Annotated in this window: 20 protein-coding genes; 12 read left to right on the forward strand and 8 right to left on the reverse strand. The window is 63.5% G+C overall.

Annotated features, from left to right (window positions below):
- Positions 1-138 precede the first annotated feature (138 nt).
- The 3 genes from BLR85_RS14375 to BLR85_RS14385 all read left to right on the forward strand — a co-directional run bounded on the left by BLR85_RS14375 (position 139) and on the right by BLR85_RS14385 (position 1,701).
- Positions 139-459: an antibiotic biosynthesis monooxygenase family protein gene (locus tag BLR85_RS14375; protein ID WP_093157272.1), complete on the forward strand. Its 321-nt coding sequence runs from the start codon at positions 139-141 to the stop codon at positions 457-459.
- 7 nt (positions 460-466) lie between these two features.
- On the forward strand, positions 467-1,216 hold the full coding sequence (locus tag BLR85_RS14380; protein WP_093157275.1) for an NAD(P)H-dependent oxidoreductase: 750 nt from the start codon (positions 467-469) through the stop codon (positions 1,214-1,216).
- A 77-nt stretch (positions 1,217-1,293) separates the two neighbouring features.
- Positions 1,294-1,701 (forward strand): universal stress protein, encoded by a 408-nt coding sequence (locus BLR85_RS14385; RefSeq protein ID WP_093157278.1) that lies wholly within the window; start codon positions 1,294-1,296, stop codon positions 1,699-1,701.
- 4 nt (positions 1,702-1,705) lie between these two features.
- On the opposite strand, the gene BLR85_RS14390 is transcribed toward BLR85_RS14385, so the two are convergent.
- The 4 genes from BLR85_RS14390 to uvrB form a co-directional block, all read right to left on the reverse strand.
- Positions 1,706-2,275 (reverse strand): YdcF family protein, encoded by a 570-nt coding sequence (locus BLR85_RS14390; protein WP_244520736.1) that lies wholly within the window; start codon positions 2,273-2,275, stop codon positions 1,706-1,708.
- Between the two features lie 67 nt (positions 2,276-2,342).
- The gene (locus BLR85_RS14395) at positions 2,343-3,080 is read right to left on the reverse strand and encodes a hypothetical protein (RefSeq protein ID WP_139188398.1); all 738 of its coding nucleotides are present in this window, start codon (positions 3,078-3,080) and stop codon (positions 2,343-2,345) included.
- Positions 3,081-3,155: 75 nt separating this feature from the next.
- Positions 3,156-3,461 (reverse strand): hypothetical protein, encoded by a 306-nt coding sequence (locus BLR85_RS14400; protein ID WP_139188399.1) that lies wholly within the window; start codon positions 3,459-3,461, stop codon positions 3,156-3,158.
- A 200-nt stretch (positions 3,462-3,661) separates the two neighbouring features.
- Positions 3,662-5,857: an excinuclease ABC subunit UvrB gene (gene uvrB / locus BLR85_RS14405; protein ID WP_093157286.1), complete on the reverse strand. Its 2,196-nt coding sequence runs from the start codon at positions 5,855-5,857 to the stop codon at positions 3,662-3,664.
- A gap of 379 nt (positions 5,858-6,236) precedes the next feature.
- Between uvrB and BLR85_RS14410 the strand changes: the two genes are divergently transcribed.
- Positions 6,237-6,548 carry an ETC complex I subunit gene (locus BLR85_RS14410; protein ID WP_068311042.1) on the forward strand — a complete coding sequence of 104 codons (312 nt, stop codon included), beginning with the start codon at positions 6,237-6,239 and terminating at the stop codon, positions 6,546-6,548.
- A gap of 80 nt (positions 6,549-6,628) precedes the next feature.
- On the opposite strand, the gene BLR85_RS14415 is transcribed toward BLR85_RS14410, so the two are convergent.
- Complete coding sequence (locus BLR85_RS14415; RefSeq protein ID WP_093157289.1) at positions 6,629-7,465, reverse strand: 3-oxoadipate:acetyl-CoA acetyltransferase; 837 nt, start codon at positions 7,463-7,465, stop codon at positions 6,629-6,631.
- 87 nt (positions 7,466-7,552) lie between these two features.
- Positions 7,553-10,396 (reverse strand): calcium-binding protein, encoded by a 2,844-nt coding sequence (locus BLR85_RS14420; RefSeq protein ID WP_139188400.1) that lies wholly within the window; start codon positions 10,394-10,396, stop codon positions 7,553-7,555.
- A gap of 306 nt (positions 10,397-10,702) precedes the next feature.
- On the opposite strand from BLR85_RS14420, the gene BLR85_RS14425 reads away from it, so the two are divergent.
- The gene (locus BLR85_RS14425; protein WP_139188401.1) at positions 10,703-12,442 is read left to right on the forward strand and encodes a glycosyl transferase family 90; all 1,740 of its coding nucleotides are present in this window, start codon (positions 10,703-10,705) and stop codon (positions 12,440-12,442) included.
- A gap of 21 nt (positions 12,443-12,463) precedes the next feature.
- Here the strand turns inward: BLR85_RS14425 and BLR85_RS14430 are convergent, their stop codons facing one another.
- Complete coding sequence (locus tag BLR85_RS14430) at positions 12,464-13,129, reverse strand: NnrU family protein (protein ID WP_170844577.1); 666 nt, start codon at positions 13,127-13,129, stop codon at positions 12,464-12,466.
- Positions 13,130-13,250: 121 nt separating this feature from the next.
- On the opposite strand from BLR85_RS14430, the gene BLR85_RS14435 reads away from it, so the two are divergent.
- The 7 genes from BLR85_RS14435 (at position 13,251) to BLR85_RS14465 (ending at position 21,578) form a co-directional block, all read left to right on the forward strand.
- On the forward strand, positions 13,251-14,639 hold the full coding sequence (locus BLR85_RS14435; RefSeq protein ID WP_280138481.1) for a phosphohexomutase domain-containing protein: 1,389 nt from the start codon (positions 13,251-13,253) through the stop codon (positions 14,637-14,639).
- 42 nt (positions 14,640-14,681) lie between these two features.
- Entirely contained in the window at positions 14,682-15,812 is a 1,131-nt protein-coding gene (locus BLR85_RS14440) for a serine hydrolase domain-containing protein (protein WP_093157301.1), read from the forward strand.
- A 252-nt stretch (positions 15,813-16,064) separates the two neighbouring features.
- Positions 16,065-17,678: a peptide ABC transporter substrate-binding protein gene (locus BLR85_RS14445; protein WP_093157304.1), complete on the forward strand. Its 1,614-nt coding sequence runs from the start codon at positions 16,065-16,067 to the stop codon at positions 17,676-17,678.
- Positions 17,679-17,741: 63 nt separating this feature from the next.
- A complete protein-coding gene (gene oppB / locus BLR85_RS14450; RefSeq protein ID WP_093157307.1) occupies positions 17,742-18,665 on the forward strand; it encodes an oligopeptide ABC transporter permease OppB in 924 nt (307 codons plus the stop codon).
- Between the two features lie 10 nt (positions 18,666-18,675).
- Complete coding sequence (locus BLR85_RS14455) at positions 18,676-19,602, forward strand: ABC transporter permease subunit (RefSeq protein ID WP_093157311.1); 927 nt, start codon at positions 18,676-18,678, stop codon at positions 19,600-19,602.
- Positions 19,603-19,605: 3 nt separating this feature from the next.
- Entirely contained in the window at positions 19,606-20,574 is a 969-nt protein-coding gene (locus BLR85_RS14460; RefSeq protein ID WP_093157314.1) for an oligopeptide/dipeptide ABC transporter ATP-binding protein, read from the forward strand.
- Positions 20,571-21,578, forward strand: a complete 1,008-nt coding sequence (locus BLR85_RS14465) for an oligopeptide/dipeptide ABC transporter ATP-binding protein (protein WP_093157316.1) — start codon at positions 20,571-20,573, stop codon at positions 21,576-21,578. The genes BLR85_RS14460 and BLR85_RS14465 overlap by 4 nt, the downstream gene beginning before the upstream one ends.
- Positions 21,579-21,667: 89 nt before the next feature.
- Here BLR85_RS14465 and BLR85_RS14470 read toward each other — a convergent pair.
- Positions 21,668-21,997, reverse strand: a 330-nt coding sequence (locus tag BLR85_RS14470; protein ID WP_139188402.1) for a transposase, incomplete at its 5' end; no start/stop codon positions are given.

The raw sequence follows: 21,997 nt of genomic DNA on the forward strand, positions 1-21,997 counted from the left end.
TCCGGAACTGGCGGGCCTTTTTTCATGTGTCCGTCATCGCGGTATTGGAATTTCGGGTCCGGAGCGAGCGACGCGTGAATTTCACGCTCTGCCGCGCGCTTTCGCATGATAGGCTGGCCGAAAGAAGGGGAGGGTGCAATGCCGACAATTTCCACAGCCAACGATGTCCAGACCGTCATCACAACGTTCGAGATGACGCCGGGCACCTGCCAGGACCTGATGGACGAACTGGTCGACGCATACGAGAATTTCATTTCCAAGCAGCCCGGCTTCGTGGGCGCGGGCTTGCATGTGAACGACGCGCAGACGCGGATCGCGAATTACTCGCAATGGGCGCGGCGGGAAGATTTCCTCGCCATGCTGCGCAGCGACGAAATGCGCGCCCGGAACCGGCGGATCAACGAGTTGTGCCGGAGCTTCGAACCGGTCATGTATGACGTCGCATCCAGTTTCCATTGAGGACGCCTTGACCAACACGCTCGTGGTTTCGGCTCATCCCGAGCCGGACTCCTTCACTGCCGCCTGGGCGCGGGCCTCCGCCGAGGCGGCTGCCGGTGCGGGCGACGTTGCCACCTCCGATCTCTACGCGATGGGGTTCGACCCTGCCGAGCGGGCGGAACTCTATCGCCACGAAGGGCGTTTCGATCCATTGCGGGTCCAGGAGGCGGCGGCCGCCGCCGGCACGCTTCCGCCGGAACTGGCAGCGGAGGTGGCCAAGATCCGTGCCGCCGACCTGCTGATCCTGCATTTCCCGATCTGGTGGTTCGGGCCGCCCGCGATGCTCAAAGGGTGGTTCGACAGGGCGTTGGTGCACGGGGCGCTGCACGCTGTCGAGCGGCGTTTCGAGGACGGCCCTTGCGCGGGGAAGCGCGCACTGATGTGCGTCTCCACCGGCTGCCGGGCGGAAGAATGCGGGCCGGACGGGCGGGAGGGCGATCTGCGCCTGCTGCTTTGGCCGCTGGCCCATGCGCTGCGCTATTGCGGTTTCACCGTCTTGGAGCCGGTCTGCGTGCATGAGGTTCACGGGTATCACGAAGCGCCCGCGCGCGATGCCTTCGCCGCACGCATCGCCTGCGTTCTGGAACAGCAGGCCGCGGTGATAGACGGGCTGGCGAGCCGGCCGGTCTGGGCGTCCAACCCGTCTTCGGATTTCGACAGCCTTGGGCGGCTCCTTCCCGGCGCGCCGGTCCTGTCGCCCTTCATCCGCCACGCGTGATTTTTCGCGAAAGTGACCTGTATCAATGTAGGTGATTGATTTTCGGTAGATACTCGCCGCGTGTACGGGAGGGAAAAATGTACCACAAGATCCTCGTGCCGGTGTCCTTCGATGATGACGCAAAGATCAGCGCTGCGCTTGATGTCGCGCGTGCCCTGTCGGCGCCCGAAGCGGAGATCACCCTACTTCATGTCATGGAGCATATTCCTGCCTATGCCATGCATTACATGCCGCTCGATCTGTCCGAGGCCACACGCGAAGGGCTGATGGCCGAACTTGCCCGGTTCGCCGCCCAGGTGCCGAACGGGCATGGTGTGCTCGTCGAAGGCCATGCAGGCCGAACGATCCTCGACTATGCCGAGGAGCACGGCAAGGATTGCATTATCATTGCCAGCCATCGGCCGGGTATGGCGGACTACCTGCTCGGCAGCACAGCGGCGCAGGTCGTGCGTCATGCCGCCTGCGCGGTGATGGTCGTACGCTGACGCGTCAGGGCGCAGATGGCGCCCGCAGCAGATACCACAGATAGGCAAATGCTTCGCGGAGCATGGTTTTCAGCTTGCGCGCGGTGAGAGGGCCGGGCGGCACTGGCGGTGCGTCCATGCAGCTAAGGCCCAATCGCCTTGCAATAAGGCGCGCGCGCGGGAGGTGGTATCCGTCGGTGACGATGCACACCTGGTGCGTGCCGATTTCCTGTAGAATCGGCCGGGCGTAGGCGATGTTTTCGAGCGTGCGCATCGAATGCGCCTCTTGCCGGATTGCAGCTTCCGGGATCCCGGCCTGCCGGCAGATCCCGGCGATCACCGAAGCTTCGCTGGGCGGGTTCTTCCCGAGCCCGCCACAGCCGATGATATGCGTGACATGACCGTCCCGGAAAAGGCGCGCGGCGTGCAGGGCGCGGCGACGCAGAGTGGGGGACGGTTGTCCGTCCGCCCAGACGGCGGCGCCCAGCACGAGCGCGGCGACCAGACGGGTGTCTGGCGTGGCGGGCGGAATCGCGGCGCGCTCATTCGTGGTTGGACTGGCTGCGGGGGGCAGCTCGGGATGCGGATCGGACATGGGTCGAGATATAGCCGATCCGCGCGGGTTCAAAAGGGCTCTGCGCCCGGAAGCGGTCGTTCTGCGGTCAGAATTCGAGCCACGCGCCGACTTTAATCCCCTGCGCGTCGTCATTTCGCACGCCAACCGTGTCGGCGGATTCCAGGCTGATGTGCCGGTTGATCCGCATCACGTAGGTCGGAACCGCGCGGGTATAGATGTCGAAATCGTCCATGGCGCCCGATTGCATCTGGAGAAAGAACGTGGAGCGTTCAGTCGGTTTGAAACCAAGGGTCGAATCGACTTTCCAGTAGACGGACTCCGTCTTTTCGAGCGTCGCCACTTTCGCATCCACCTCGGCCCAGCCGTCAAACCAGCGTGTTTCGAAGCCGCGCCCCCAGGCGAGGCCGAGTCGCAACTGGGTGTCGTTGATTTGCCGCCAGTCCCTGTACCCGCCAAGCCCGATCTCGATTCCGTAGCTGCTGCGCCAGTTGGGACGGGAATAGTTCTTGCGCAGGAAGAAGACGGAGCTCTGCGTTTCCTGCTTCGGGCGGCTGTTCCGGTCGAGACCGAAGGTCAGCGTTTCGGAAAGGCCAAGCTCGACGAAGAAACCGAGTTCTTCCGTAAGCTCGACAGGTTCGACGCCGGGAATTTTATAGGTAAGACCGGTCACGTAACCTTGCATGTCGCCGAAGGTCGAATAGGAGACGGAGGCGAAAACGCGATCCGTTCCACGTGGCCAACCGCCACCGGCCTCGCAAGCGGGCGCTGTTGCGAAGATCATGGCGAGCACGCCGTGAATCAGGAGAACGGCACGAGTCCACATGCCCCGACGCTCGTTCATCTCGGTTAAGAAGTGGTTACCCTTTTCGCCTTGCCGGAGCTTTGCCGGCCGCCGGGCTCAGGCCACTTTGTGCAAGCGCTCGTGCGGTTGCGCATGGGCGTGCGGGGAGATCGCCGGTTGCGTGTCCGGATCCTGCTTCCGCATTTCGTTGAAGATCACGTAGAGCAACAACACGAAGGACGAGGCAACGCCGGTCGCGAAAAAAATCGCGATCGTTCTCAGCCAACCATTGCCGACATAGAGTGACAGGCCCGCGCAGCTCGCTGCGATCAGGGCCGACACCAGAACCAGACCAACCACCATGAACTTCCCCAAGCCCTCGGCGGTTTCTGCCTGAGGTATTCTTCCCGTGGTCTTCGCCATGGCATCTGCACCCATAGCCAGTCCGCCGATGGCAGGCTAAGGTCGGAGCCGCGCCTTTTGTTCGTCAGTCAGCCAGAAAAGATTGCTCATCACGCCCCCTGAAGTTTGGGAGCTTGAATCAAGATCACGCGGAGACCGCAACCAAATTAATGGGTCCAGAGCCTAGTGGATTACGGAGATTGGAAGTCACTGGCAGATAGCTAACGCTTCCGCCTCTTAACTCCCCCGCGCTGTCCCGGCCTGCCAGCCGTTGAGCGTCCCTGACCCTTCAGCGCGGCTTCGCTGGCGGCTTCGACGGCGCTCTGGCGCGCCAGCGGGTCGTCGGAGATGGTCAGGTCCACGGCTTCCAGCCGCTTGATCTCGTCGCGCAGGCGGGCGGCTTCCTCGAATTCGAGGTTCTCGGCGGCCTTGCGCATTTCGGTGCGCAGCCCGTGGAGATGGGCTTCGAGATTTGCGCCGTGCAGCGGCTTGTCGACTTGTGCCGTGACCCGCGCCATGTCCACATCGCCCTGGTAGAGGCCCTGCAGGATGTCCTCGACATTCTTGTGGATGGTCTCCGGCGTGATCCCGTGTTCCTCGTTATAGGCCATCTGCCTGACGCGGCGGCGCTCGGTCTCCTTCAGCGCGCGTTCCATCGAGCCGGTAATGCGGTCGGCATACATGATCACCCGGCCATCGGCGTTGCGCGCGGCGCGGCCGATGGTCTGGATGAGGGAGGTTTCCGAGCGCAGGAAACCCTCCTTGTCGGCATCGAGGATCGCCACGAGGCCGCATTCGGGGATGTCGAGCCCCTCGCGCAGCAGGTTGATGCCGACCAGCACGTCGAAGGCGCCGAGGCGGAGGTCCCGCAGGATCTCGATGCGTTCGATCGTGTCGATGTCGGAATGCATGTAGCGGACCTTGATGCCCTGTTCGTGCAGGTATTCGGTGAGGTCCTCGGCCATGCGTTTCGTCAGCGTGGTGACGAGGGTGCGGAAGCCGCGCGCGGTGACCTTGCGGATCTCGTCGAGGAGGTCGTCCACCTGCATCTCGACGGGGCGGATCTCCACTTCCGGGTCCAGCAGGCCGGTGGGGCGGATGATCTGTTCGGTGAAGACGCCCCCCGTTTGCTCCAGTTCCCAGGCCGCGGGCGTGGCGGAGACGAAGACGGATTGCGGGCGCATCGCGTCCCATTCCTCGAACTTGAGCGGGCGGTTGTCCATGCAGGAGGGCAGGCGGAAGCCGTGCTCGGCCAGCGTGAACTTGCGCCGGTAGTCGCCGCGATACATGCCGCCGATCTGGGGCACGGAGACGTGGCTTTCGTCTGCGAAGACAATCGCGCGATCGGGGATGAACTCGAACAGCGTGGGCGGCGGCTCGCCGGGAGCGCGGCCGGTGAGGTAGCGGGAGTAGTTCTCGATGCCGTTGCAGACGCCGGTGGCTTCCAGCATTTCGAGGTCGAAATTGGTGCGCTGTTCGAGGCGCTGGGCTTCCAGCAGCTTGCCCTCGTCGACAAGCTGGGAGAGGCGCTGCTTCAGCTCCTTCTTGATGCCGTTGATGGCCTGTTTCATCGTCGGCTTCGGCGTGACGTAGTGGGAATTGGCGTAGATGCGGATGCGCTCGAACGTGTCGGTCTTCGCGCCTGTGAGCGGGTCGAATTCCGTCAGTGCTTCCAGTTCCTCGCCGAAGAAAGAGAGCCGCCAGGCGCGGTCGTCGAGGTGGGCGGGCCAGATCTCCAGCACGTCGCCGCGCACCCGGAAGGAGCCGCGCTGGAAGCCCTGATCGTTGCGGCGGTATTGCTGGGCAATCAGGTCGGCCATCACCTCGCGCTGGTTGTATTCCTTGCCGACATGCAGGTCCTGCGTCATCGCCCCGTAGGTCTCGACCGAACCGATACCGTAGATGCAGGAGACGGAGGCGACGATGATCACGTCATCGCGTTCCAGAAGCGCCCGGGTCGCGGAGTGGCGCATCCGGTCGATCTGTTCGTTGATCTGGGATTCCTTCTCGATATAGGTGTCCGATCGGGCGACATAGGCCTCCGGCTGGTAGTAGTCGTAATAGGAGACGAAATACTCCACCGCGTTGTTCGGAAAGAAGCTCTTGAACTCGCCATAAAGCTGGGCGGCGAGCGTCTTGTTGGGCGCAAGGATGATCGCCGGGCGCTGCGTCTGCTCGATCACCTTGGCCATGGTGAAGGTCTTGCCGGTGCCGGTCGCGCCGAGCAGAACCTGGTCGCGCTCTCCCTGCCGGAGGGCTTCCGTTATCTCGACGATGGCCTGGGGCTGGTCCCCGGCCGGCTCGAATGACGCATGCAACTCGAAGTGCTTGCCGCCTTCCAGTTTCTCCCGCGCCCTGACATCGGGCGCAGGGCTGTGAAGGGTCGGTTCGCGCTTGTCGGAATGGGCATAGGGCATGGGCGAGTCGCCTTGGTTGGGGCAATGGTCCGGTTTTGTTCCATTTCAACTGCCCAAGGGCAAAGTGCAAGTAAGCGCCTTGTGAACGGGCGGGCAGGCGCTTGTTCTTGCCCGCTTATTTGTTTCCAGGGTGGCGGAAATGCGCCGCGTGGGGGATCATTAGTTCCCGGATGGGGTGAATTGGCTGGCGATTCGAACAAAATGACGCTACGTTAAGTCCACGCAGCAGTACGGTTGTCGGCCGGTTCGCCTCACGACCCACCCCCATTCCCTCGACGCCGGCTGGCAACCTCCCTCCACCCTCCCGAGACAGATTGGCCCCTTGCACAAAGGGGCCAGCTTGGCGATATATTCGCCAGGATCCAAGGAGAGAGTGCCCATGCGCGCGCGTATCTATCAGCCTGCAAAGAATGCCATGCAATCGGGGACCGGAAAGACGAAGGTCTGGATGCTCGAGATGGTACCCGAGGGGGGCCGCGCGATTGATCCGCTGATGGGCTGGCCGAGCAATTCGGACATGGCCGCCCAGATCAAGCTGAAATTCGACAGCCGCGAAGCCGCCGTGGATTATGCGAAAGCCAAGGGGATCGACTATGTTCTGGTCGAGCCCAAGAAGCGCAAGCCGGTCATTCGCAAGAATGGCTATGGCGAGAATTTCGCCACCAACCGCCGCACGGTCTGGACGCACTGATCCATCGCATCGGGATGACATGAAGAACCGCCCGAGCGTGGCTCCGGGCGGTTTGCCTGTATTTGCGAAGATGGTCCGGTTCAGGCGGTCTTGAGCGGCCGTTCGAGGATCTCGCGCGCCTGCTGCCAGGTGGCGACGGGGCGCTCGTATTTCTCGCAAAGCTCGACCGCGCGCCTGACCAGCGCCGCGTTGGAGGGGGCAAGCGTGTTGGCGTCCAGCCGGACGTTGTCTTCAAGGCCCGTGCGCGTGTGGCCGCCCGCGGCAATACTCCACTCGTTCACGGTGATCTGGAACCGGCCGATGCCCGCGGCGCACCACTCGGCCTCGGGGGCGAGGCGCTCCATGGTGCGGATGTAGTAGTCGAACACATCCTTATCCACGGGCACGGCGTTCTTCACACCCATGACGAATTGCACGTAGAGCGTGCCGGGAATGCGCCCGTCGCGGTTCATGGCGACGGCCTGATGGATGTGGCTGAGATCGAAGGCCTCGACCTCGGGCTTCACGTCGTATTTGCGCATTTCGCTGGCGAGCCAGTCCACCAGGTCGGGCGGATTCTCGTAGACGCGGGTCGGGAAGTTGTTCGAACCCACCGACAGCGAGGCCATGTCGGGCGCCAGCGGAAGCATGCCGCCGCGCGCTGCGCCGGCGCCGGAGCGGCCGCCGGTGGAGAATTGCAGGATCATGCCCGGGCAGTGCTTTTCCAGCCCTTCCTTCAGGCGGCCGAATTTCTCCGGGTCCGAGCTGGGGGAGCCGTCATCGTTGCGGACGTGGCAATGCGCGATGCTCGCCCCGGCTTCGAAGGATTCGTGGACGCTCTCGATCTGTTCGGAGACCGTGATCGGAACGGAGGGATTGTTTTGCTTGGTTGCAACCGATCCGGTGATCGCGACGCAGATGATGCATGGTTTGGCCATGGCCCAGACCCTCCTGGAAGCTTCGGTCGCAGGTTCATCGCGCCGAATACATGCCAAGGCAAGGCCTAAGGCCGAGACAAATCGGCATCAGGCGACAAGGTAATCGTCTGCAATAACGCCGGGATCGGTGCCGTAGAGCACGATCGTCGTATCGCCGCAGGTGATCTCGATATTGCCGTTCTCCTGGTATTCGATGTCGATCTCGCCGCCCCCGGCGATCCGGATCGTGTCACCTTCTTCGAAATCGTAGACATTGTGCAGGGCCTCGGACGTGTCGAAGACGAACGTGTCATGGCCTTCGCCGCCCTGCAGCCAACCGCCGTCGTCGCCGGCAACCAGGATGTCGTCGCCATCGCCGCCGACAAGCAGGTCCTGCCCGTCACCGCCGGCGAGGAAGTCGTTCTCGTCGTCTCCGTAGAGGCGGTCGTCGCCGATGCCGCCCAGAAGCAGGTCCCGCCCGGAACCGCCGTGCATCATGTCATTGCCGTCCTGGCCATAGAGCCAGTCATCGTCGGCGCCGCCGTGGAGCAGGTCGTCGCCGGCGCCGCCTTCAAGGATATCCCTGCCATTGCCGCCGTCGAGGCTGTCGGAACCGAGGCCGCCATCGAGCCGGTCGTTTCCATCGTCTCCGAAGATCTGGTCGCTGCCATCCTCGCCATAAAGGCGGTCATCCTCGGCGCCACCCGCGAGCGTGTCGTTCCCTGTACTGCCATAGAGATAATCCCTGCCGGTTCCGCCATCGAGCGAGTCGTCGCCGGCGCCGCCGTAGAGCTTGTCATTGCCGGCGTTGCCGATCAGCACGTCTGCGCCGACACCGCCATCCAGGAAGTCCCTGCCATCGCCGCCATCCAGGATGTCGGCGCCGCCTTCGCCATACATCCAGTCATCGTCCTCCATGCCATAGAGCGCGTCCTGGCCATTGCCGCCATACATCTTGTCCCGGCCTGCGCCGCCGTTCAGTTGGTCATCCTGTCCCTCGCCCCAAAGCGTATCGTCCTCGTCGCCACCAAACAGCTGGTCCCGCCCATCGCCGCCCCAAAGCTCGTCCCGGCCTGTGCCGCCGTCCAGAATGTCATGGCCGGTGCCCCCGTAGAGGCGGTCGTTTCCGTCTTCGCCCATGAGCAGGTCATCGCCGGCAAAGGCAACGATCCGGTCGTTTCCCGCGCCGCCATAGATCTCGTCACTGGCATTGTCGTAGAACGCGCAATCCTCGAACTTGTCGTTGCCATCGCCCATCCAGATCCGGTCCGCTCCGCCGCCATCGATGATCTGGTCGTCGCCCGCGTCGCCGCCCACGATATCCGCGCCGGTGCCGGTATAGATCCGGTCATTGTCTTCGCCACCTTCGATCCAGTCGCATCCGGAGCCCCCGTAGAGCTTGTCGGCGCCGCCTTCTCCAAAGATCCTGTCATGCCCCTCACCGCCGGAGATCGTGTCGATCCCATCGCCGCCAAAGAGACAGTCGTTGGAACCTTCCCCGGAAATGGTGTCATTCCCGCCGAGCCCGTAAAGCGTGTCTTCGGCATAGAAACCCGTCAGCACGTCGCTGCCCTCCGTGCCGTAGAGTTCGTAGTTGAAGGTATTGCTGCGCTCGAAAACGATCTGTACGACGCCATAGCCACCGATGTCGAAAACGGCCGATCCGCCGGTATTGGTGAAGCCGGCCTCGATCGAGAGGATCGGCTCGGCATCGGGATCATCGAGCGCGCCGTCGGTGCCGAGCGCGGTGGTGGTGTAATAGTAACCGTCCAGCCCGAGCGCCGTGAGGTCCAGTTCCACCTCGCTGTCGCCCCCGTTGCGGGACGCGATATAGACCACGGTCTGATCGGCGTCTTCGTAGACATAGACATGCCCGTCGCCATAGTCGTACCGCGCGACCAGGTCCTTTCCGGCGGTGTTGTCGGCCAGCATCGCGAAGGCTTCGCCGGAAATGGTCAGGGATGTATCGCCCTCGTTGCCGGTGAGCGTGATGTCGGTTGTCTGCTGGACGGGCCAGGCATAGGCGGCGTCCACGCCCCGGATCACCATCTCGGAGAAGATGTAGAACATGACCGAGGCGCCGCGCATGCCAAGATCGTCGGAATTGTTGCCGGCGACATTCCACTCGGTGACGTAGTATTCCAGGTCGCCGAAGCGCCCGCTCTCGTTCCAGCTGTCGAGATAGTCGAAGCGATAGGCTGTGTTGGCGAGGTCCGCGTAATCGCCCGAGGCGTAGTAATGGGTCACGACGGCGTCGATCGCGGCGGCGGCCTCGTCGGAGATCGCGTCGATCAGGTAATCGTTCTGAACCCAGCCCTTTTCGGTGGAATACTTGCCGTACTGGCCGCGTTGAATGGCAATTTCCGGCTCGTCCCAATCGGCGGGAACAAGACCGTCGGCCTTCAACTGGTCGATGGCTGCCTGGGAGGCCTCGGCGATGATGGAGGCGACCTGGGCGTACTCGACCACATCCATGCCGCCGCCCAGCCAGTACTCGTTTCCAATCTCGAGAGTGACGATATCGGCGTCGCCATAGGCGCCCGACAGCAGGTGGTAGACGAAATTGTAGACATCCTGGTAGGCGGTATCGATGGGCACGCGGCTGCCGACATCGCCCTCGGTCAGCAGGCAACCGGTGGGAATGACCATGTCGACGCCAACGCCCATCGCCGCTGCATCGGCCAGGAAATCGGAGAGCGGCTCCAGCTCGCGCCATGCCCCGCGTTCGGGATCCCAGCCCCAGGTCTTGTTGGGGTCGTTGAGGTCGAAATACCATTCGGTCACCGTGCCGCCGGGATAGCGGAGGTTGCTCAGGCCGAGATCGGTGATCGCCTCGTCATAGGTTCCATCGCCCATGCGGTCGCGGTCGATGAGGAAATTGCCGCCGAACATGTCTTCGGAGACCGTCCCCAGAGACGTATCGGAAGTTTCGAAAGAGATGGTCGTTGTCATCTTCTGCCCCACCGTATTGTCCGTATCCAGAAAGGTTCTGCTGCGGATCAACTCGATGGGTTGAGGTGATGATATCTGGCTTTCCCGCGACTTAACGAATTGGGGCAAAAGAAAGGCATCCCGTTACGATTTGCCTCAACGGCGCGGGGACATCGCCGGTGCAAGGGCGCGACGCGCACCCAATGGGCACGCTCGGGCCAAATTTCCGACCAAGTTGTTTGCGACTTTTCAAGGAACTAAGTTCAACCCATGCATGCAGCGCCGGAGCGTTCGGCGCGAAAGCCCTTTCAACACAAGGATCGCCTTATGGCATCGCCCGCCCCTGTCGTTTTTCAGATCGGATTCAACCGATGCGGAACGAAATTCATTACCGAGCTGTTTCAGGCAAATGGCTACGAGGCACGCCACTGGGGGCAGGGCGGGCTGGCCGAAGATATCTTCTATGCCAAGGCGACCGGTCAGGTTCCGTTAACGGATTGGCCTAAGGCGCGGCTGTTTTCGGATCTCGAAAGTGTGCACCGTTACGACCGGCCCATGCTGGAAGCCTTCAAGGAGTTCCGCTTCCTGGAGGAACAGTTCCCCGAGGCGGTCTTTCTTCTGAACGAGCGCGATCCGGAGGCCTGGGCCGCCAGCCGGGCGAGCCATCACGACGGGCAATATATCCGCTTCCACGCTCATCACCTGGGTCTGCCGATCAACGAAGTGCCGCAATTCTGGTTGCGGGACTGGGAGCGGCATATCTCGGATGTGCTGACCCATTTCGAAGGCAATGAACGGCTCATCCGGTACAATATAGACAGCGACCAGCCGGGCGACCTTGCCGAGCGGCTGGCGCCGTGGTTCGAGCTGCGCAAGATCCCGGGCGGGCCGGGGCGCAAGATCCGGGAGAAGCGCAAGCGGCAACTCGTGGCGCTGCGCGGTGGGATGGAGGTTGCCGGGCCGAAACGTGGCGCGGCGCCGATCGATCGGCTTTTCGTGGAATCGGTGGCGCGCCACTGCGCGGCGCTGGACCCCGCCCCCGATGCCCTGCTCGACGCAAACCGCCATTCCGCCGTGCATGCAGTCTGGGACGGGCGGGCGCAGGTGCTCGACCGAAAGGGCGAACCGCTGCCTCTTTATCGGGAGCTAGGCTGGGAGGTGGACCGTTTCCTCGCGCGGCCGCGCATGCCCAAGCTCGACCGGGTGCAGGGGGTGCTGAACGAGGTTCTGGCGTTGCACCGACCGCGGGCGATGGAAATCGACATGCAGGATGGGCGCAACCTCGGCGCGGACGGGATGCGTGCGCCCGACAACCGGATCGTCACCTATAACCGGCGCCCCGGGGCGGCCAATCTCGTGCTCTGGCCCCTGCCGGGTTACCACACGATCGGCGAGCGCCATTTCGCGCAGGCGGTGACGCCGGACCCGATCCCGTTCGAGGAGAAGAAGGACGCGTTGGCCTGGCGCGGCAACCTCGCCGGTCGCGCGCTGGCCGGGCGCTTCCCCGAACAGAAGATCCGCCGCCCGTCGCACCAGATCCTGCAGGACCTGATGAAGGCGGAGCGGGGCGGGGAGGCGGAGACGTTACTGGAGGCGGAACTGATGCAGCTGACACGATACGAATTCGTCAGCCGCTATTTCGGCCACCCGGATTTCGATATCGGTTTCACCCTGCCGGACCAGTTCAGGACGCTGCGGGAGGAGTCCCTGCTGTCGCTCTACTGTACGGAGCGCGTGCCGCTTTCCTGGGTCTATGGCTACCGCTACATCGCCAGCCTGTCGGGGCATGATACCGGCTCGAATTTCTTCACCGCGGCCAACTCCAATTCGGTTGTCCTGAAGGAGGAGGATGGCTGGGAGCTGTTCTATACCGGCGCCTTCCGGCCGTGGCAGCATTACATTCCGCTGGAGCCCGGCGCGGGCGATATCGAGGAGAAACTCGCCTGGGCGCGGGAGAACCCTGCCCGATGCGCCGAGATGGTCATGGCCAGCCAGGCGATGTGTACCCGTTTCGCCTGTCCGAAATTCCGGCGCGAGTTTCTCAACCTGATCCTTGATACCTTCTAGGGGAGGTGAAGGTTTTCCCGCTTACGGAAGCGGCGTGACCCCGATGACACTCTCATGCGCATAGACCAGGGCGAGATAGGCCAGCGCCCCCCAGAGCAGGCGCTTCACGCCACCGGGGGTGACGCGCAGCGCGCGGCGCGTCGTGGCCAGCCGTTGCCATTCGACCGGACCAAGCTGGCGCTGCATCCGCCGGTCGATGATCCGCATGCCGAGAACCGAGAACCCGGCGAAGAGCGCGAAGAGCAGGACCGGCGCCAATTCTCCATTCGGCGGGATATGTCCCAGCGACCAGATCAGCAGCGCCACCAGCAAGGGGTGGCGGAACCAGCCGACAATGCCAGGGGCCTGCGGGTCAAACCGAGCGTTCTGCGCGCCGCCGAAGGAGAGCGGGTTCGGGCGCGCGATAGCCAGCGCGGCGATGGCACAGGCCAGTGCCATACCGACCAGGGGAACATATGTCTGCCAGGGGAGCCGGTCCCAGAGCAGGACGCCGGGCGCGCGCCCCGTCGCGCCGATCAGCCAGCCGAGGGCTCCGAGCGACAGGGCGGAATAGCCGAGGGTGAAGGCCCGTGTGCTGGTCCGCGCCACGATTGCTGCCTTCACGGGCGGGCGCACCGGGATGGCGTGGGAGAGCAGGAAGAACAGCAGGGCGCAAACGAACTCTTCCCAACCGGCCAGATCTATCATGCGCGCCTCCTGTTTGCCGGCAGCCCTAGTCGACGGAGACAGTTCGGGCAAGTCGCGCCGCGCTTTGGCGGGGCGGGCCTTGGTGGCGCCGGTGGGAACGTGCATAAGCGGAGGCAACTGCATGAACGGGAGGCTCGGGATGAAGCTCGGCTGTTTCAAGAGCTATGACGTGCGCGGGCGGGTCGGTGAAGACCTCGACGAGAATATCTGCCGCCAGATCGGCCGGGCCTTTGCCCGGGTGATGGAGCCGGGAACGGTGGTGCTGGGCCGGGACATTCGCGCCAGTTCGCAGAGTTTCCAGGCGGCCCTTGCCGAAGGGTTGCTGGAGAGCGGTGTCGACGTGATCGATATCGGGCTCTGCGGTACCGAGGAGGTCTATTTCGCGACCGATCATTTCGGCGCGGGGGGCGGGCTGATGGTGACGGCCTCGCATAACCCGATTGATTACAACGGCATCAAGCTGGTGGAGACCGGCGCCCGCCCGATCCCTCCCGATGGCGGCTTCCGCGAGATGCACGACCTCGTCGCCGCCGGGATCGATGGGCCGAGTGGCCCCCGTGGGCGTTTGCGGCAGGAAGATCCCCGGCCGGCCTATGTGGAGAAGGTTCTGTCCTTCGTCGATCCGGCCAAGCTGTCGAACTGCAAGGTGCTGGTGAATGCCGGAAATGGCTGCGCCGGGCCGAGCTTCGATGCCGTCGCCGCCGCGTTGCAAGCGCGCGGTGCGGAGATCGCCTTCGAGCGGCTGCATCATCTGCCCGACGGGAGCTTTCCGAACGGTATCCCGAACCCGCTCCTGCCGGAAAACCGCCCCTTGACCGCCGAGGCCGTGCGCGCGGCGGGAGCAGATTTCGGCGTCGCCTGGGACGGCGATTTCGACCGCTGTTTTCTGTTCGACGAAACCGGCGCCTTCATTGATGGCGAGTACCTCGTCGGGCTGCTGGCGGGGGCCTTCCTGGAGAAGGTGCCGGGCGCGAAGATCGTGCATGACCCGCGCGTGATGTGGAACACGCAGGAAATCGTGGCGCAGAACGGCGGCGAGGCGGTCGTATCGCTGACCGGCCATGCGCATGTGAAGGCGACGATGCGCAAGGTGGATGCGGTCTATGGCGGCGAGATGTCGGCGCATCATTATTTCCGCGACTTCATGTATTGCGACAGCGGCATGATCCCATGGCTGCTCATCGCCGAGCATGTCTGCCGGATGGGCCAGCCGCTCTCGGCGCTGATTGGCGATATGCGCGCGAACTATCCCTCCTCGGGCGAGATCAACTTCCGCGTCACCGATGCGGGGGCGGCGATGGAGGCCATTGAGGCCGCGCTTGTTGGCGAGGGCTGCGAGATCGACCGGATGGACGGGCTGGGGCTCAGCTTTGCCGACTGGCGGCTCAGCCTGCGGCGCTCCTCGACCGAACCGGTGCTGCGCCTGAACGTGGAGGCGCGTGGCGACAGGGCGCTGCTGGAGCGCAAGACGGCTGAAGTGATCGACATGATACGGGCGTTCGAAGCCTGACCCCGTGCCGGCGCGTCTGGACGGAAAACAACGGAGACTTGCATGTTTGAACGGCTGAAGGAGCGGCTGGAGGGCGCCGTTTCGGAGGGGGGCTTTCTCGGCGGCGGGATCTGCCTGATCGACCGGGATGGCCGCGAGCAGGCGCATGTCACGGGCAGAATTCACCCGGATCGACCGGCGACGGGCAGCAATGCCCTTGCCGATCCGGGGATGCGGCTGCGCATGGCCTCGATCTCCAAGGCGGCGACGGCGCGGGTTGCCTGTGCGCTGGCCGTTTGCGGGATGCTGGATCTCGACTCGGAGGTGGCGGGGCTGTTGGAGGGCGATCCGGGCACGCTTCCGGGCGTGACGGTGCGGATGCTGCTCAACCACACCTCCGGGCTGACCGATGCGGCGGGGTATATTTTCGAGCGCCCACTAAGCCCGATGGCGTTCGTCGCGGCCAATGCCGGCGCGGTGGTGTCCGCAAATGCGCCGGGGAGCTGGTTTCGCTATTGCAACCTCAACTACGTGCTGCTGGGGGCCGTGCTGGAGGCGGTCACGAGGCGCCGTTTCGACACCCTTGCGCGGGAGTTCGTGTTGGCGCCGGCGGGGATCGGGGGCGGCTTCAACTGGGCCGGTGTGCCGGCTGCGGAACGGGCGCGGCGCGTGCCGCTCTATCAATGGCGCGGGGCCGGGTTCGAGCCACAAACCGAGCCGGAAGCGGCGGATTGGAGCGCGGATATCGTCTGGGGCGACGGGCGCGGTTTCAGCTTTGCCGATTACGTGCTGCAGCGCGACACGCTGCTGATCTCGCCCCATGCGGGGCTGCGCATGAGCGTCATCGAAGCGGCGCGGCTGGCGCGGCTGCTGGGCGATGACAGCCCGGCTGGCGCCCTGCAACGCGCGACGGGCTGGAAATTCACGCCCGAGGCGCCGAACGGCAATGATTGCGATGGCCATTTCGGCGAGTTCGGCCTCGGGCTGACGATCTATCGCAGCGAGAAGCGCATTCCGGGGCCGCTGATCGGTCATGCGGGGCATGCGCTCGGTTTCACCGGCGGGGTCTGGTTCAACGAGGATACCGGGGTTTCCGCGGGGCTCTTCCTGACTGGGTCAGCAGACCTGACCGATGGGCTCGAGGACGAGGTCTTCTACGGGCCCGAAGAGTTGTCGTTGCTGCAGGTTCTCTGAGATTTCCGTCAACCGGATTGACCGATTCGGGCATTGTAACGCAATCACGGGACTGGTGTTTGAAGCGCTTTGATGCCGCACGCGCGAAGCCCTTGAATTCGCTTGGCAGCGCTCTGTATTCCGCTACGTCACCCTTGTGCCCCGCGTTAAGCAGAAAATATTGGCGCCAGTCGGTCCGCGCGTTCATAGTGCCTGCAGGCACGTCTGGAGGCGAAAGCCCGGACCCATCTTGCCATCAACAGGGAGACAATAATGAACCTCAAGGCAATGCTCACGCTCACAGCAGCGACGGCCGTATTCGCGACCGCTTCGTTGGCCGAGGGCACGCATCCGGTGACCGGAGAGAAGCTCTCCGACAACCAGACCTTCACCTATCGTCTGCTTGACCAGTTCCCGACGCTGGACCCGCAGTTGAACGAGGAAACCGCCGGCTCCCACGTGATCCGCGACCTCTTCGAAGGGCTGATGATTCAGGATGCCGATGGCAACCTGATCCCCGGCATGGCCGAGAGCTACGAGGCTTCCAACGGCAACAAGACCTACACGTTCCATTTGCGCGACGCGAAGTGGTCCAATGGCGACCCGGTCACCGCGCAGGACTTCGTCTATGCCTGGCAGCGTGCCGCCGACCCGGCGACCGCCTCGCCCTATGCCTGGTATGTCGAGCTGACCTCGATGGTGAACGCCAAGGAGATCGTCGCCGGCGAGATGGACAAGTCTGAGCTTGGTGTGAAAGCGCTCGACGACAAGACGCTGGAAGTGCAGCTCACCCAGCCGCTGCCATATTTCCCGGCCATGACCACCTATGCCACGCTTTCGCCGGTCCATCAGGCCACGGTCGAGAAATTCGGCGCCAAGTGGACCGATCCGGAAAACATGGTCAATAACGGCGCTTATAACCTGACCGCGATGGTGCTGAACGAGTACCACACGCGCGAAAAGAACCCGATGTACTGGAATGCCGACAACGTCATCATCGAGAAGACGACCGGCCTCATCATCAACTCCGAGACGCAGGCGCTGACCCGCTACAAGGCGGGCGAGTTCGATCATCTCGAGCCGCTGCCCGCAGGCCAGTTCCCGGCGCTGCAGGAAGAGCTGCCGGACGAGGCGCATTCCGTGCCGCGTCTGTGCTCCTACTACTACGCTTTCAACCTGCGCCCCGATGCGAAGCCCGAAATCCAGGATCCGCGGGTGCGTCGTGCGCTCACGCTGGCGATCGACCGAGACGTGATCGTGAACCAGGTGCTGAAGGGTGGCCAGTGGCCGGCCTACAACTTCAGCCACGTCAAGACCGCCGGTTTCGAGATGCCGGAGATCGACTTTGCCAACATGACCCAGGCCGAGCGTGATGCCGAGGCCAAGCGGCTGATGGAAGAATCCGGTGTGAAGGATCTCGATCTCAAGTTGATCTACAACACTTCCGAGAGCCACAAGCAGATCGCCACGATCGTCAGCCAGATGTGGAAGCAGAAGCTCGGTGTCTCGACCACGCTCGAGAACATGGAGTGGAAGACCTATCTGGATGTCCGCCGTGACGGACATTTCGACCTTGCCCGTTCTGCCTGGTGCGCGGACTACAACGAGGCCTCGACCTTCCTGGACCTGCTCACCACAACGCACGGCTCCAATGACGGCAAGTTCTCGAACGCCGAATATGACGCGCTGATGCTGGCATCTAAGACCTCGGACAACCCGAACGAGATGTACACGAAGGCCGAGCAGATCATTTCGGACGAGTCCGCGATCGCGCCGATCTACCACTACGCCAACACCTTCCTGCTCAGCGCGGACATCAAGGGTTGGCCCTATAACAACGCTGAAAATAACTGGTACTCGAAAGACCTGTACCGCATTGCAGAATAAGCGTTCCTAGCAGGGGCGCGCTGGGGGTTTCCTCTGCGCGCCCACCCCTAAACAGGCTCCCCCATGCTCAGTTTCATCATTCGCAGGTTGGCCGTCGCCATCCCGACGCTGCTCATCCTTGTCGTCTTCTCCTACGTGATCATGTACGCCGCACCCGGCGGCCCGTTCGACATGGAACGCGCCCTGCCGCCCGAGGTCATGGACAACCTCAACGCGAAATACGGGTTGGACAAGCCGCTCGTCGTGCAGATGTTCAACTATGTCTACAATGTGGTCGTGCATTTCGATTTCGGACCGTCCTACATGTACAAGAACCAGACGGTGAACGACATCATCGCGCAGGGCTTCCCGGTGACGTTGACCTATGGGTTCTGGTCCTTCGTCGTCGCCGTCGTCGTGGGCATGAGCCTGGGCGTCATGGCCGCAATCTATCACAATTCCTGGCTCGACTATCTCGCCGTGGGCATCTCCATCGGTGCTCAGGTGCTGCCGAACTTCGTCATGGCGCCGATCCTGGTGCTGTTCTTCACACTGTGGCTCGGCTGGCTGCCGGGCGGCGGCTGGCAGGGAGGGCAATGGCAATACGTCATCATGCCGGTGATTGCGCTTTCGACCTCCTTCATGGCCTCGATCGCGCGCCTGACCCGCTCCTCGATGCTCGAAGTGCTCAACGCCAACTATATCCGCACGGCCCGCGCCAAGGGCCTGCCGATGCGCCGCGTCATCTTCCGCCACGCGCTGAAGCCCGCGCTGTTGCCGGTCGTGTCCTATCTCGGCCCGGCATTCGTGGCGATGATCACCGGCTCGGTCGTGGTGGACATGTATTTCTCCACCGGCGGTATCGGCGTCTTCTTCGTCAACTCGGCGCTCAACCGGGATTACTCGGTGATCATGGGGATCACCATCCTGACCGGCGCGCTGACGATCCTGTTCAACCTCGTGGTCGATATCCTCTACGCCTGGATCGACCCGAAGATCCGCTATTGAGGCCGCACACATGATCCTCAACCGCGCAAAAGCCAGGGAGCTGGAAACAGCCCAGATCGGTGCCGAGATCGAAGGCCGCTCGCTCTGGGCCGATGCCCGCATCCGCTTCTTCCGCAACAAGGCCGCCGTGGGTGGCCTGATCATCCTGATCCTGGTCGGGCTCTTTGCCGCCTTCGGGCAGCACATGACGCCCTGGTCCAACGAGGAGGTCGACTGGGGGGTGCTCGGACAGGTCGACACGATGGGCCGGCCGAGCTTCGAGTCGAAGCACTATTTCGGCACGGACGATCTTGGCCGGGACCTTTTTGCCCGCACCGTGCAAGGCACGCAGATCTCGCTCATGGTCGGCCTGATCGGTGCGCTGATCGCCGTGGTCGTGGGCACCGTGTATGGCGCCACCGCTGGTTACTACGGCGGGCGGATCGACAACGTGATGATGCGGATCGTCGACGTGATGCTGTCGATCCCCTACATGTTCGTTCTGATCCTGCTGCTGGTGATCTTTGGCCGCTCGGTGCTGATGCTGTTTGTCGGTATCGGTCTGATCTCCTGGCTCGACATGGCGCGGATTGCGCGCGGCCAGACACTCAGCATCAAGAACAAGGAATTCGTCGAGGCCGCCCACGCGATCGGCGTGCGCCCCTCCACGATCATCCGCCGGCATATCGTGCCCAACCTGCTCGGCGTCGTCATCGTCTATGCCACGCTGCTGGTGCCGACCATGATCATCTTCGAGAGCTTCATCTCCTTCCTCGGCCTCGGTGTGCAGGAGCCCGCGACCTCCTGGGGCGCGTTGATCTCCGAAGGTGCCAAGCAGATGCAATATGGCACGCTCTGGATGCTGCTTTACCCGCTCTTCTTCTTCGTCATCACGCTATTCGCCTTCTTCTTTGTCGGCGATGGCCTGCGCGATGCGCTCGACCCGAAGGACCGTTGATCCATGGCCCTGCTTGAAATCAAGGACCTCGCGGTCCGTTTTGAGACCAATGACGGGATCGTTTCGGCGGTCAACGGTGTCTCTTTCAACGTGCGCGAGGGCGATACGCTCGCCATTGTGGGCGAGTCCGGCTCCGGCAAGTCCCAGACCGCCTTTGCCGCCATCGGCCTGCTGGCGCGCAACGGCCACGCCACCGGCTCGGTGAAATGGGACGGGCAGGAGATCCTGAACCTGCCCGACGCGAAGCTGAACCGTATCCGGGCCGACGAGATCGCGATGATCTTCCAGGACCCGATGACCTCGCTCAATCCGTTCCTGAAGGTCTCCGACCAGATGGAAGAAGTGCTGACGCTCCACCGTGGCATGTCCCGCCGCGCGGCGCGCGCCGAATGCGTGCGCATGCTGGATGCCGTGCGCATCCCCGATGCCGCTGCGCGGATCACGATGTATCCGCATGAATTCTCAGGTGGCATGCGGCAGCGGATCATGATCGCCATGTCGCTGCTGTGCCGTCCGCGGCTGCTGATCGCCGACGAGCCGACCACCGCGCTCGACGTGACCGTTCAGGCGCAGATCATGGACCTGCTGCGCGACATCCAGAACGAGTTCAACACGGCGATGATCCTGATCACCCATGATCTCGGAATCGTCGCGGGCTCCTGCGCGCGCACGATGGTCATGTATGGCGGCCGGATCATGGAACGGGGCACGACGGCGGAGATCTTCGCCAACCCGACCCATCCCTACACGCTCGGCCTGCTGGAAGCCGTGCCGCGACTTGACCGCAAGGAAGACACGCTGCCCACGATCCCCGGTGAGCCGCCAGACATGCTCAAGGCGTTCAAGGCCTGCCCGTTCGAGCCGCGCTGCCCGAAGGCCGATGAGCGCTGCAAGGCCGAGGTTCCGGCGCTGGAACGCATCTCCGAGACCCGCGTCCGCGCCTGTCACCGCAGCCCGGAGGAAGTCGCATGAGTACGCCTCTGCTGAAGGTCGAAGACCTTCGCGTCACCTTCAATATCCGCCCGCGCGGGGCATGGCCCTGGACGCCCTCGCTGCCGCTGCACGCGGTGGGCGGTGTCTCCTTCGAGCTGGAAAAAGGCGAGACGCTTGGCATCGTGGGAGAGTCCGGTTCGGGCAAGTCCACCGTGGCGCGCGCTATCATCAACACCGTGCCGGCCGCCGGCGGGCGGGTGCTGTGGAAGGGCGACGACCTGCTGCAGATGGAGCCGCAGAAGCGGCGCGCCCACCGGCAGGCCGCGCAGATGGTGTTCCAGGACCCGCTTGCGGCGCTCAACCCGCGCATGAAGGTCGGCGAGATCATTGCCGAGCCGCTGACCACCCACGCGCCGGGCACGCCCAAGGCCGAGGTCAAACGCCGTGTCGGCGAGTTGATGGAACGCGTGGGTCTGCTGCCGAACCAGATCAACCGCTACCCGCATGAATTCTCTGGTGGCCAGTGCCAGCGCATCGGCATTGCGCGTGCGCTGATCCTGAACCCGGAGCTGGTGATCTGCGACGAGCCGGTCTCGGCGCTCGACGTCTCGGTGCAGGCGCAGGTGATCAACCTGCTGAGCGAGCTGCAGCGCGATCTTGGCCTGTCGCTGATCTTCATCGCGCATGATCTCAGCGTGGTGAAACATATCTCGGACCGGATCCTGGTGATGTATCTCGGACGGGTCATGGAGACCGCCGATGCCGATACGCTGATCGAGCGGCCCGTGCATCCCTATACCCGCTCGTTGGTGCAGGCGGTGCCGATCCCGGACCCGGTTGTGGAACTTGCCCGCGCGCACCCCGTGCTGGAGGGCGATCTGCCCTCGCCGCTCAACCCGCCCTCGGGCTGCGTCTTCCGCACGCGCTGCCCGGTGGCGCAGGCAGGCTGCGCCGGTGATAAACCCGGGCCGCAGGAGATCGCGCCGGGGCATGTCTCCTACTGCCCGATCACGGCGGGGGAACGCGAAACGACTGGCGCCTGAGCGCCTCTCGTTACAACCTCTTCATTCCGGCTCCGGGAACCTTCCCGGGCCGGTTTTCATGGTCGGCTTCTCCCTAGAGCGTGTCGCGTTTAATCGGCCTCATAGCCTGCGGCTTTGAAGTAGTTGTAGCATTCTTCGTCCGAGAAGAGGTTGCAGACCTGTCCGACGGCGGCCCAGAGTTGGTCATAGGTTCGCGCGGCGGCCTTCCTGATCAGTGTCTTGAGTTTCGAGAAGGCCATCTCGATGGGATTCAGATCTGGGCTGTAGGGTGGCAGGAACAGGAACCATGCACCAATCGCGCGTAGGGACGCCGCTGCGGCCGGGGCTTTGTGGCTCGACAGGTTGTCGAGTATGACAACGTCGCCTTCGCGCAGCGTCGGCCCCAGTTGGGTTTCGATGTAGAGGGCGAACATTTCGGC

This window comes from Aliiruegeria lutimaris, from assembly GCF_900099935.1.
In the GTDB taxonomy this organism is placed as follows: domain Bacteria; phylum Pseudomonadota; class Alphaproteobacteria; order Rhodobacterales; family Rhodobacteraceae; genus Tropicimonas; species Tropicimonas lutimaris.

Excerpts from the sequence above, each read along its gene's own strand:
- BLR85_RS14375 (WP_093157272.1), top strand. The coding sequence starts at position 139 with ATGCCGACAATTTCCACAGCCAACGATGTCCAGACCGTCATCACAACG.
- BLR85_RS14385 (WP_093157278.1), top strand. The coding sequence starts at position 1,294 with ATGTACCACAAGATCCTCGTGCCGGTGTCCTTCGATGATGACGCAAAG.
- BLR85_RS14390 (WP_244520736.1), bottom strand. The coding sequence starts at position 2,275 with ATGTCCGATCCGCATCCCGAGCTGCCCCCCGCAGCCAGTCCAACCACG.
- BLR85_RS14395 (WP_139188398.1), bottom strand. The coding sequence starts at position 3,080 with ATGTGGACTCGTGCCGTTCTCCTGATTCACGGCGTGCTCGCCATGATC.
- BLR85_RS14400 (WP_139188399.1), bottom strand. The coding sequence starts at position 3,461 with ATGGCGAAGACCACGGGAAGAATACCTCAGGCAGAAACCGCCGAGGGC.
- uvrB (WP_093157286.1), bottom strand. The coding sequence starts at position 5,857 with ATGCCCTATGCCCATTCCGACAAGCGCGAACCGACCCTTCACAGCCCT.
- BLR85_RS14410 (WP_068311042.1), top strand. The coding sequence starts at position 6,237 with ATGCGCGCGCGTATCTATCAGCCTGCAAAGAATGCCATGCAATCGGGG.
- BLR85_RS14415 (WP_093157289.1), bottom strand. The coding sequence starts at position 7,465 with ATGGCCAAACCATGCATCATCTGCGTCGCGATCACCGGATCGGTTGCA.
- BLR85_RS14420 (WP_139188400.1), bottom strand. The coding sequence starts at position 10,396 with ATGACAACGACCATCTCTTTCGAAACTTCCGATACGTCTCTGGGGACG.
- BLR85_RS14425 (WP_139188401.1), top strand. The coding sequence starts at position 10,703 with ATGGCATCGCCCGCCCCTGTCGTTTTTCAGATCGGATTCAACCGATGC.
- BLR85_RS14430 (WP_170844577.1), bottom strand. The coding sequence starts at position 13,129 with ATGATAGATCTGGCCGGTTGGGAAGAGTTCGTTTGCGCCCTGCTGTTC.
- BLR85_RS14435 (WP_280138481.1), top strand. The coding sequence starts at position 13,251 with ATGAACGGGAGGCTCGGGATGAAGCTCGGCTGTTTCAAGAGCTATGAC.
- BLR85_RS14440 (WP_093157301.1), top strand. The coding sequence starts at position 14,682 with ATGTTTGAACGGCTGAAGGAGCGGCTGGAGGGCGCCGTTTCGGAGGGG.
- BLR85_RS14445 (WP_093157304.1), top strand. The coding sequence starts at position 16,065 with ATGAACCTCAAGGCAATGCTCACGCTCACAGCAGCGACGGCCGTATTC.
- oppB (WP_093157307.1), top strand. The coding sequence starts at position 17,742 with ATGCTCAGTTTCATCATTCGCAGGTTGGCCGTCGCCATCCCGACGCTG.
- BLR85_RS14455 (WP_093157311.1), top strand. The coding sequence starts at position 18,676 with ATGATCCTCAACCGCGCAAAAGCCAGGGAGCTGGAAACAGCCCAGATC.
- BLR85_RS14460 (WP_093157314.1), top strand. The coding sequence starts at position 19,606 with ATGGCCCTGCTTGAAATCAAGGACCTCGCGGTCCGTTTTGAGACCAAT.
- BLR85_RS14465 (WP_093157316.1), top strand. The coding sequence starts at position 20,571 with ATGAGTACGCCTCTGCTGAAGGTCGAAGACCTTCGCGTCACCTTCAAT.